The 10,095-nt window shown below is 51.1% G+C and carries 10 protein-coding genes and 1 pseudogene; 1 reads left to right on the top strand and 10 read right to left on the bottom strand.

What is annotated here, in order from left to right; all coding sequences use genetic code 11:
• Positions 1–125: 125 nt before the first annotated feature.
• From KKD83_03460 to dctP, 9 genes and pseudogenes are all read right to left on the bottom strand, one after another.
• Entirely contained in the window at positions 126–533 is a 408-nt protein-coding gene (locus KKD83_03460; protein ID MBU2535211.1) for a YunC family protein, read from the bottom strand.
• Between the two features lie 29 nt (positions 534–562).
• Positions 563–982: a hypothetical protein gene (locus KKD83_03465; GenBank protein ID MBU2535212.1), complete on the bottom strand. Its 420-nt coding sequence runs from the start codon at positions 980–982 to the stop codon at positions 563–565.
• A 120-nt stretch (positions 983–1,102) separates the two neighbouring features.
• Positions 1,103–2,082: pseudogene (locus KKD83_03470) on the bottom strand (alpha-ketoacid dehydrogenase subunit beta).
• Positions 2,083–2,091: 9 nt separating this feature from the next.
• The gene (locus tag KKD83_03475) at positions 2,092–3,048 is read right to left on the bottom strand and encodes a thiamine pyrophosphate-dependent dehydrogenase E1 component subunit alpha (protein ID MBU2535213.1); all 957 of its coding nucleotides are present in this window, start codon (positions 3,046–3,048) and stop codon (positions 2,092–2,094) included.
• A 127-nt stretch (positions 3,049–3,175) separates the two neighbouring features.
• A complete protein-coding gene (locus KKD83_03480) occupies positions 3,176–3,454 on the bottom strand; it encodes an SDR family oxidoreductase (GenBank protein MBU2535214.1) in 279 nt (92 codons plus the stop codon).
• Positions 3,455–3,458: 4 nt separating this feature from the next.
• Positions 3,459–4,319 (bottom strand): SDR family oxidoreductase, encoded by an 861-nt coding sequence (locus tag KKD83_03485; GenBank protein ID MBU2535215.1) that lies wholly within the window; start codon positions 4,317–4,319, stop codon positions 3,459–3,461.
• A gap of 147 nt (positions 4,320–4,466) precedes the next feature.
• Positions 4,467–5,801 carry a TRAP transporter large permease subunit gene (locus KKD83_03490; GenBank protein ID MBU2535216.1) on the bottom strand — a complete coding sequence of 445 codons (1,335 nt, stop codon included), beginning with the start codon at positions 5,799–5,801 and terminating at the stop codon, positions 4,467–4,469.
• The gene (locus KKD83_03495) at positions 5,794–6,303 is read right to left on the bottom strand and encodes a TRAP transporter small permease subunit (protein MBU2535217.1); all 510 of its coding nucleotides are present in this window, start codon (positions 6,301–6,303) and stop codon (positions 5,794–5,796) included. The genes KKD83_03490 and KKD83_03495 overlap by 8 nt, the downstream gene beginning before the upstream one ends.
• Positions 6,304–6,383: 80 nt before the next feature.
• Positions 6,384–7,499, bottom strand: a complete 1,116-nt coding sequence (gene dctP / locus KKD83_03500; GenBank protein MBU2535218.1) for a TRAP transporter substrate-binding protein DctP — start codon at positions 7,497–7,499, stop codon at positions 6,384–6,386.
• A 485-nt stretch (positions 7,500–7,984) separates the two neighbouring features.
• Here dctP and KKD83_03505 point away from each other — a divergent pair, with 485 nt between their 5' ends.
• Positions 7,985–8,458, top strand: coding sequence for a winged helix DNA-binding protein (locus KKD83_03505; protein MBU2535219.1), 474 nt, complete (start codon positions 7,985–7,987; stop codon positions 8,456–8,458).
• A gap of 834 nt (positions 8,459–9,292) precedes the next feature.
• Here KKD83_03505 and KKD83_03510 read toward each other — a convergent pair.
• Positions 9,293–9,928, bottom strand: coding sequence for a hypothetical protein (locus KKD83_03510; GenBank protein ID MBU2535220.1), 636 nt, complete (start codon positions 9,926–9,928; stop codon positions 9,293–9,295).
• Between the last annotated feature and the right edge of the window lie 167 nt (positions 9,929–10,095).

Here is a 10,095-nt window from a genome sequence, read left to right on the forward strand (position 1 = left end):
CTTTGATCAGCACATCCTTGGGTCCGATTTTGGCACACCCACGTCTTTGAGTTCAAATCCCGGTTCTTTACCTGTTTTGAGCAGTGCTTTCATCTATGTGTGCTTCCTTCCGAACCAATAATGTGCTATCTGGCTAGTGCCTGGAGCATTTTATCGGCTGCTTCCTTGGCGGACATCCCCTCGCTGATGCCCAGCTTTCTGGCCGCTTCATTGACTGCGGAAATGTTACCCTGTTCGTAGGTGCTGTCGCCGTTGCCGATTTTGGCGGTCATGTTGCCCACGGCGGCTGCCGGGATACCTTGCTCATCGAGCAGTTTAAGACCGGCGATGCCAGCGTCCTGCTTCCCTTTCCCTGCGTCGTTGCCAATGGCTCCCTTAACCTTGCATCCCGCCAGGTAGCTCCCGCTGCCTTGGTGTGAGCCGGTCACAATGATGTCGTTGCTGTTGCTTTCATTGACGTCAGAACTGGTTTCCACGATGATGATTCTGGATTTCCCAGACGTTTTCACTACTTTTTGTTGTCCGTGCTGCATAGTGTACCTCCCGATGAACTCAACGATGCTTATTTCTGTTTAAGCGCGGCCTCGAACATTTTATCCGCGGCTTCCTTGGCGGACATCCCTTTAGTGATGCCCAGTATTTTGGCTGTCTCATTCGCGACTGATATCACGCCTTCTTCATAGGTAGCGGTGCCGTTACCAATCTTGGCCGACATGCACGATACCGCTGCCCCCGGGACTCCGTGCTGGCCTAGGAGTTTCAGACCGGCGATTCCCGCCTCCTCAAGACCGATGCCGGCATCATTGCCGATCATGCCGCGGATTTTCGCCTGCAAGGCATACTGGCCCACATTCAGCCCGAAATGGGAACCGTCTACCACCACATCTTTTTTGTTATTATCATCAATGGATGTGGCCGAGTTGGCAATGATGATGCGGTACCCGCCGGACTCCTTGACGACTTTGTGTACTTCCTTGACCATTGCTTGTCCTCCTGTATAAAAGTCCTGTGGTATTAGAGGCCTTTTCTATCCGTTCAGGCCTTGGTTATTTCCTTCACACTTTTCTGAATGTTTTCAATCTTCATAATCTTCTTCCAGAGTTCACAGTATCCCTTCTATCGTCTTGATCAACTGGTTCTCATCGGGAATCCAGTAGTCTTCCATAACTATGCCATAGGGCACGGGGGTATTGGGGGCATTCACCCGTTTAATGGGGGCGTCTAAATGATCGAACGCCTCATCTGCCATGACACCGGCTACGTATGAGGCGAAACTGCCGCTCTCACATTCTTCCGTGAAACAGACCAGCCGCCCCTTTTTTTCACCGAGTTCAGCACTGTTTCCTTATCGAAGGGCACGATGGTGCGCGGGTCGATGACCTCCAGGCTGATTCCCTTTTCCTGCTGCAGTTTTTCGGCAGCGTTGAGCGCCATGGTAACCATGTACGCAGTAGCCATCACGGTCACATCAGTGCCTTCTCGCTTGATTTCTGCCTGACCAAAGGGAACCAGGTATTCTTCATCAGGCACCTGGCTGGTGGGGCCGCCCCACATGAGCCGCTTGTGCTCGAAGAACATCACCGGGTTATCATCGCGGATGGCGGTCTTGAGCAGTCCCTTGGCGTCATAGGCGTTGGAAGGGAGCGCGATTTTCAGTCCCGGGATGCACATCATCATGCCCTCGATGCTCTGGGAGTGCTGGGCAGCGGAACGTCGTCCGGCGCCGGTGAGGGCGTCCATGGTAAGGGGCATCTTAATTTTGCCCCCGAACATATATCTCATCTTGGTCATCTGGTTCATGATTTCGTCCCAGGCCACCCCCAGGAAGTCGGCAAATCGCATTCGCGCAATCGGCCTCATTCCGGTGATGGCCGCGCCGATGGAAGCGCCCAGTATGGCTGCCTCGGAGAGGGGGGTATCCCTGACCCTGTCTATGCCATATTTCTGATACAGGCCACCGATTTCTCCCATCAGGCCGCCCATTGGCCCCACGTCTTCACCGATGATGAACACCGCGGGATCTCTGGCCATTTCCTCGTCGAGGGCTTCACCAATCGCCTGTCGAATATTTATCTCTCTCATGCCTGTCTCCTATGAATAAACGTTTTCCAAAGTCTCTTCCGGTTCGGGGAAGGGGCTTTCCTGAGCAAATTTAACCGCCTCATCCATTTCGGCAAGCGCTTCTTTATCAATATCTTCAGCCTTCTTTTCGGTCAGCACCTTCATCTCGATAAGCCTGTTCTTGAACGCAGGAATCGGATCACGCTTCATCCACGACTCGATCTCTTCCTTGGGGCGAGGGCCATCGACTCCCTCAGAATGGCCGCGGAAGCGGTACGTCTTGGCTTCAATCAGGGTCGGACCCTGTCCATTCCTCGCCCTGGTCACCGCCTCCCCGGCCGCCTCATAGACCGCGGTGACGTCCATGCCGTCAACCACGATGCCAGGGATGCCATAGCCAACGGCTCGGTCGGCGATGTTGGATACGTTACAAGATATGCTGGTGGGCACGGAAACCGCCCAGAGGTTATTTTCACAGATGAAGACGACCGGCAGGTGCCAGACAGAGGCCATGTTTATTCCCTCGTGAAAGCGGCCGGTGTTCGAGGCACCGTCACCGAAGAAGCAGATGGTAACCTGGTCGGTTCCCCTCATTTGGGCAGAAAGTCCGGCTCCGGTGGCAATAGGGATTCCCGAGCCAACGATGCCGGCGGCACCCAGTATGCCGATATCGATATTGGCGATGTGCATGGAACCTCCCTTGCCCAGGCAGTAGCCGGTCTTCTTGGCAAACAGTTCCGCCATCATCTTGGTGGTTTCACCGCCCTTGGCGATAAGGTGCCCGTGGCCACGATGGGTGCTCATAATGTAGTCCTCTTTTTTCAGGTGGGCAATTGCCCCGGTGGCCACTGCCTCCTCACCGATGTAGAGATGAACACTGCCGGGTATATTCCCATCAGCGAACTCGCGGGAAACACGTTCCTCAAATCGCCTGATGCGGACCATGGTTCGAAACATCCAGATCAGTTTTTCCTTTTCAATAGCCATAGTTGCTCCCTTCTCCATAACTGGGATTAATCAGCGGGGTCTGAGAGTGAATAGATTTAAATATCAGCCCGTTATAATCACCCCACTATTAATTATATAATACCCTTTTCCAAAATATGAAACCCGGTCACCATGACCGGATCGTCTGCGAGATACCGCCATCAACTATCAAGGTGGTTCCGGTGATGTATTTCGCCTCGTCAGAGTTCAGGAACGTAGCAGCGTTGGCGGTGTCCCAGCCTTCGCCCTGCCTCCCGATAGGCGACATGGCGTCCCGCCTCTTCCACATTTCCTCGATATCCCTTCCCTGCGTGGTCAAAACACTTAGCTGGTTGAGTCCATGGGCACCTAGAGTATTGACCCATCTGATTATTTCTGTGTTATCGGCTGACTTAAGGTTGAACATGATATTACCTTTTTCCCCGCGATGCGGTATACCGGGCGAGATCAAGTAGCTGTTGCTCAGTCCTTTCCGTTCCCCACATGGTCCCCGTAATACAGCCGTCCACAATCAAGGTTGTACCCGATATGTATTTCGCCTCATCGGAAGCTAGGAACAGGGCGGCATAGGCGATGTCCCACGGTTGACCCTGCTTGCCGGTGGGACTCATTGCATCGCGCAAATTCCATGTCTGTTCGACGTCGTCACCGTAGCGCTTCCTGCTTGAGGCGGCCACCATGGGTGTCTTTATCAGGCCGGGAAGTATGGCATTCGCCCGGATGCCCTTGTCGGCATATTGAAAGGCCACCTCTCGGCTGAAGGCGATGACCCCCGCCTTGGATGTGGAGTAGGCCACGGCCGGGCCCCTAATGGCTATGGCATTGATGGAAGAGATATTTATGATGGAGCCACTCCCCTGCTTCTCCATGTGGGGAAGCACATACTTACAGGTCAGGAACATGCTCTTCAGGTTAACATCCATCACCCGGTCCCAGTCTTCCTCGCTGGTCTCAACCGGGCCCCCGGGACCACCGATGCCCACGTTGTTGTGAAGAATGTCGATCCTACCGAATGTGCTGAGGCATGTCTCCGCCATGCTCTTACAGTCATCGGCGCGGGTTACGTCGGCCTTAAAGGTGATGCATTCCCCGCCCTCTTCAGCGATGAGCCGCCTCGTCTCGTCAGCCGCCTCAAGGTTGTAGTCGACCGCCATGACCCTGGCACCTTCTCTCGCAAAGACAATGGCAGTGGCTTTGCCGTTCCCCATGCCCGGCTCAATCGACCCGGCACCGGTGACAATCGCCACCTTTCCTTTCAACCGATCTCCCATGGTTCAACCCTCCTTAATAGTAAAAATCTCTGCTGAATATCATCAGCTCGCTGGCGAGACGAAACTGCTCGCCGTTTTCCCAAAATTTGAACACATACTTTATCTGTTCGACCTCAGCAATTATCTAATGCTATTCAGAACGAGTAGTTATTTTATCATTTGAGCCGGTAGCCAGAGGGCGATCTCCGGAAACACTGCCAAGAGAACAACCCCCACTAGTACTAGAAGTGCGAAGGGAATCACTCCGCGTATTATATCCTCCATGGAAATACCTAGGTCAGGACTGACCGTCCCCCGCAGAAAAAATATCCCTGGGGCAAAAGGGGGCGTCATAAAAGACGCTTGAAGGTTGACACAAACCATTATGGCGAACCACAGTGGATCAAAACCCATGGCTGGGGCTAGCGGCGAGATTATGGGCACGATGATGAAAAGGATGCCTATCCAGTCGATGAAAAATCCCAAAAGGAAAACCAAGAACATGACCGCGGCCAAAGACCCCCACCGCCCGCCCGGTGTGGCCAGGATAAGATCCTCTACCACCTGCGCCCCTCCAGCACTGATAAAGATGCCGACAAGACCAAAGGCGGCACTACCAATGAGCAATATGATAGCGGTGAGTCTGAGCGTCTCCAGCGCGGTATCCCGAAGCACCCGCCAGCTAAACCGCCGGTAGACGACGGCCAGCACGGTTGCCACAACAGCGCCGCTTGCCGAGGCCTCGGTCGGTGGCGCAATCCCCAGGAAAATCACGCCCAGCACAGCGAGAATCAGCAGGGCTGTTGGCAGTACTGCCTTTGCCGCCACCACTGTCTTTACCATGAAAGGGGCTCTTCTCTCTTCGGCAGGTATAGCCGGCGCCAGATCCGGCTGAAGTCGGCAGCGAATGGCAATGTAAGAGCAGTATAATATCGACAGCATAAAGCCGGGGAAAAAGGCGGCCATGAATAATTTGCCCACTGATATCCAGGCCATGGGCCCGTAGAGGACCAGCATAACACTAGGGGGAATCAGGATACCTAGGCACCCCCCGGCCACTACCGCGCCGCAGGCCAGACTCTTGTCGTAGCCACGCCTGACCATAGCGGGCAGAGCCACCAGAGCTAGCATGGCGATAGAAGCAGCGATTATGCCCACGGCGGCGGCCAGGACTGTGCCGATGATCACAGTGATTATGGCCAAACCACCTCTCAGGCCACCCAGCCATAGATAGAGAGCGTCATACATCTTTTCGGCGATGCCAGAATACTGGAGCATGCTGCCCATGAAGATAAAACATGGTACCGCCACAAGGGTGTAATTCATCAGCAGGTGAAAGGCCCGCGTGTAGAGAATCTCGAAAGAGCTAGGCCCGAACAAGAGGTAACCCATCACCACGGCCACCCCCCCAAGGGTTATCGCCAGAGGAAAGCCAGTCAAGATGCCGGCGAATATGGCGACAATGAAGATGATGGCAACGACTTCAGGACTAATTTCAATCATAAGGCTTGTTCCTCAGCAGAAAGTATAAATCACGAATGAATTGGGCCACGCACTGAAGGGTAAATAAGAGAACACCCACCACAATCACTGTTCTTATAGGAGCGGCGGGCGGCATGAAGGTGCTTTCAATCAGTTTTTCGTTAATCCTCCAGGACAACATCATACTACTAAATGAAGTGGGGACTAAATATACAAGAAAGGGGACGAGAAACACGAACGAGCAGACTACATCAGCAACCGCCTTCCCTCTCGGGGATAGGCGTGCGTAGAAAACGTCTACCCGAATGTGCCCGTGGTGACGGTGAACGTACGCCCATCCCAGCACGGCTATGGTGCAAAAGATCATCTCCGCGGTCTCGAACGCCCACTGCGTTGGCGCAGTGAACAGCTGTCTGGCCATGGTCTCGTAAAAGAGCACCAGGACGAGAGCTACAGTCAGCCAGAGCACGCCCCTTCCCGTATACTCGCTAACGGAGTCGATGACTTTGACCACAGTTTTCATCAGCTACTATCCTCTCCGGAGTATTCAGGCAGGCCCCCCGGCCCATTCACCGGGGAGCCTGTTTTTCGAGGGACTCAGAACTACTGAATCCCCGCCGCCTTACATACCTCGGCCCAGGCTAATTGTGAGTCTTGGATCTCGCCAAAGAACGGATCCGTGGCTATCTTCTCCATAGTCCACTCCATAGCCGAGTCGTACAGAGCTGCGTCAATCTCCGCCGGCACTTGCCGTACCTCGACTCCGTAGTCCTTGATTTTTTGCAGGGCCTCGGCGTCCAGCAACAGCGTTTCAGCGAAAAACGTTGGCGCGATATCTCTGCAGACGGACTCCATCAGCTGCTGCAGGTCAGGGGAAAGTTTGTCCCATGCGTCCTTGCTAAAAAAGAGATCCTGGCCGTCATGTGGCTGGCGCATTGGCGAGAGGTATATGTATTTGCACACTTCATGGAAGCCCATGCCCCAGGTTACCGAAGGCGTGATGTATTCGAAAGCGTCTATTACTCCGCGCTGCATGGATTCATAAACCTCAGCACCGGAGATGACCACACCCGCCACGCCGAGCGGCTCATATATTTCGGCCAAACGGGTGCTCCCGAAGCGGAACTTGAGACCTTTCAAATCTTGGAGCGTGTTCAGTTCTTTATTAGTATGCGCCCATATCTCGGCTGGATGGACAGTCAGGAGTCCAACGAACACGACAGGGTCGTTCTCGACGACTCTCCGTGCCAGTTCACGTCCGCCTCCGGCGCGGTCCCAGTAGATAAACTGCGTACCCGTAAGCCCGATACCGGTTTGGGTTGCTGAGATAAACTGTGCCGCGGGCCAGATTCCCTCCGCCCATCCGTAGGGGGCGTGGATTGCCTCCACGGCACCTTTGAGCAGCCCCTCATGTTCCTGCTTGACCGGGAGAATGGCACCAGCAGCGTAGGCTTCTATATCGAGTCTACCATTGCTCAAAGCTGTTGCCGTCTCGGCGAAGCGCTGGGTTTGTTGAAAGCTACGGTCTCCGGCTGGAGCGAAGGACTGGAGCCTGATCTTAATTACCTTTTCGGGTTGTGCTGGTGCAGGTGCTGGAACTGGTGCAGGTGCTGGAGTTGGTGCAGGTGCTGGAGCTGGCGCGGGTGCCGCACAAGCCGCCGCCAAGCCACCCACCAGCACCACCACCATAACAAAAGCTAATATCCTTCTTTTATTCATTTCATCCTCCTGAAATATCTGAGCTATGCCGTGTAAGATTTTAATCTATCGAAAACTACCACCTCCTTTTTTCTATTATTTGGTGGCCAACCAAAATTCAGATCAGTCAGATTGATTCGCAGCTATTTTAATTGCAGGAAGCCACACGCTAAATAGTTGCCTTACTACCCCAATACAAATTATCCGCCTTTTCTAGCCAACGTCTTTGTAGCTTGTTATTGGATAATCGGTCACGATATTCATATGCGATACTAGTACCCGATTTTCCAATGCTCATTCTACCATATTTGTCAATACATATTTGAGTGCTTTTAATAAGATGAGCTAAAGCCATTCTTACTATATGAGTGGTAATTAGACCGTTCATTAAATTTAAAGTAAAATTGATACCAAGAGTCGTAATAGGTTTTTGGTAACCAAGCTTGATCGTAAAAGGGATACTCAATGCATTGCCAGTGACTGAAAATTCGAAATAAAGGGAGAACATGAAAGATTTTACTGAAGACAAAGACTATGAACTGTGGATGCTACTGGCTCAGGCGCGGGAGGCAATGTATAAAGCGAGGCAGAAAGAATTACGCCGTTATAACCTATCTCCGAGACAGAGTGCTGTTTTATTTATTATTCGGGCAATTGGTGATAAAGTAACACCTGCCGAGATATCACGTCGGCTTCTAAGGGAGTCTCATTCTGTATCTGAAATAATTAGCAGGATGGAGAAACAAGGATTGTTGAAGAAGGTAAGAGATTTGGACAGAAAGAACTTAGTAAGAATCGAATTAACGGAAAAGGGTTCTGAAGCCTATAGTCAAGCAATCAAAAGAGATTCCATCCATAAAATAATGTCTGCTCTGTCTGATGAAGAACGCCGACAATTCAGCACAATGTTAATAACAATAAGGGACCGGGCGCTTAAAGAATCTGGGAAGGAACTTAGAACTCCTTTCCCACCGTTATAGTAAATTAAGCCAATCAAGTATATTTATAATTAGAAGATTTCACTACTTGCTTGGCTTCCTTTCTTATGAAATCATAGCAGCAAGTTAGACGTGGAGCACGATTGTTAACATGTTGCGGCATTGACTGGATGACCATTGTTACACAAGTTGTTTCCGAAGAAACTGAACCTAAGTAAACAATAGCTTGAATTGTGCAATAGGCAAAAAAAGAGGCTCTCCCTAGGTGTCAGTCCACTGGGAGAGCCTTTCCTTTACGGCGGGAGACGCTCTAGAATCAAAATCTGGGCGTTTTTTCGGGGCAGTGAATGGTTCTTATTCTTCTTTTCCCCTCTTCCAGGGATGCTGGCTCAAGGGGTGGTGCTGGAGAATAAAAAAAGGGTAGTCGGTTCCCCGACTACCCCGAAAAATGGGCACAAAAAAAGGCAAAAGTATCCCTATTCAATAGGACACCTTTGCCCGTAACTGTGTTAAGCGACTATCGTGAAAAAGGCAAGGCTTACCCTTATCAACCGAGGCTTTTTCTAACCTGTTAGACCGCCCCGCTCTCTAGAAAAGGTAAAACTTCCCCTAATCAAACCGAGCAATTATCACCTTGTTTTGTTTTCTACCCCGCTTGTCTATCAATAGCCTGCGATACGCTAGCACTATTGATTGTGGACTAGCCACTTATAGGGGTATTCTCAAAACAAGGTAAACCTTGCCCTTGAGTAGTAGCCTTATATTCAATTGTCCAGAGCCTTGTCTAACCTGCGATACGCTAGCATTAGTCAAGTTCCTGCAAGAGCTTTTACGCTCTCACTATATTAGTGTCGGAAAAGTCTTAAAAAGATGATACTAAACTAGCCTTTTTTGTGTCCTTTTTCGGAAGTGGGTAAAATAGTTTTGCTCCGCCTTGTCTAGCGGATAACCCGCATACCGCTTATAGGCTAGTTTAACGGCTTTAGTGGGGTAGCCGTTTAGCGTAAACCTTGCGTCAAGCATAGCCACTAGGTCAACGGCATTATCATCGGCTATCAATTCGTGAAGTGCCGTTTCGTTGCCGTTGCCGTCATCTATAACCCTGTCTAAACGCTCCAGTTTAACGGCTTTGGGGCAATCGGGATATAAAAACCAGTCTTTACACTTTTCCCGTTGCGCCTTGCTACAACGGCTACAGTCAATCCCGTTGATACGCTTAAACCGTTTTCTCCAGTAGTCGGCTACTTCGTATTGTGCTACTCTCACTAACCCGCCAGTGGTCAATTCCTTACCTTTAGCGGTATAGGTAGCCTTTACCCTAGCCATAGCCATTAGCAAGTCGTGCAGAAAGTCCTGTGTATCTTCACGTTTTACCCTGTGAGTAAAGCCTTTAGCTACCTTATAGAATAGCGCATAATCGCCGTCTAGCTTATTGTAGCCGTTGCCGTGATAACCGTTGCCGTTGCCTTGATAGCCGTCGCCGTCTATGGCATAATCAATGTAGTCTAGCATTGTGGTTGACCCCCTTTGTTAGATTTACCCTAGCTAGTCTTAAGCTGGCTAGGGTATTTTATTTACCATAGACAAGGCTCTGGACTTCTGATATTCAATTGTTAAGGTGCTTTTTTGTGTTTCCAGTCTCATCATCACACAAAAAGCGCTTATGTGATACCTGTAAA

Source organism: Chloroflexota bacterium (genome assembly GCA_018829775.1).
Lineage (GTDB): Bacteria > Chloroflexota > Dehalococcoidia > Dehalococcoidales > RBG-16-60-22 > E44-bin89.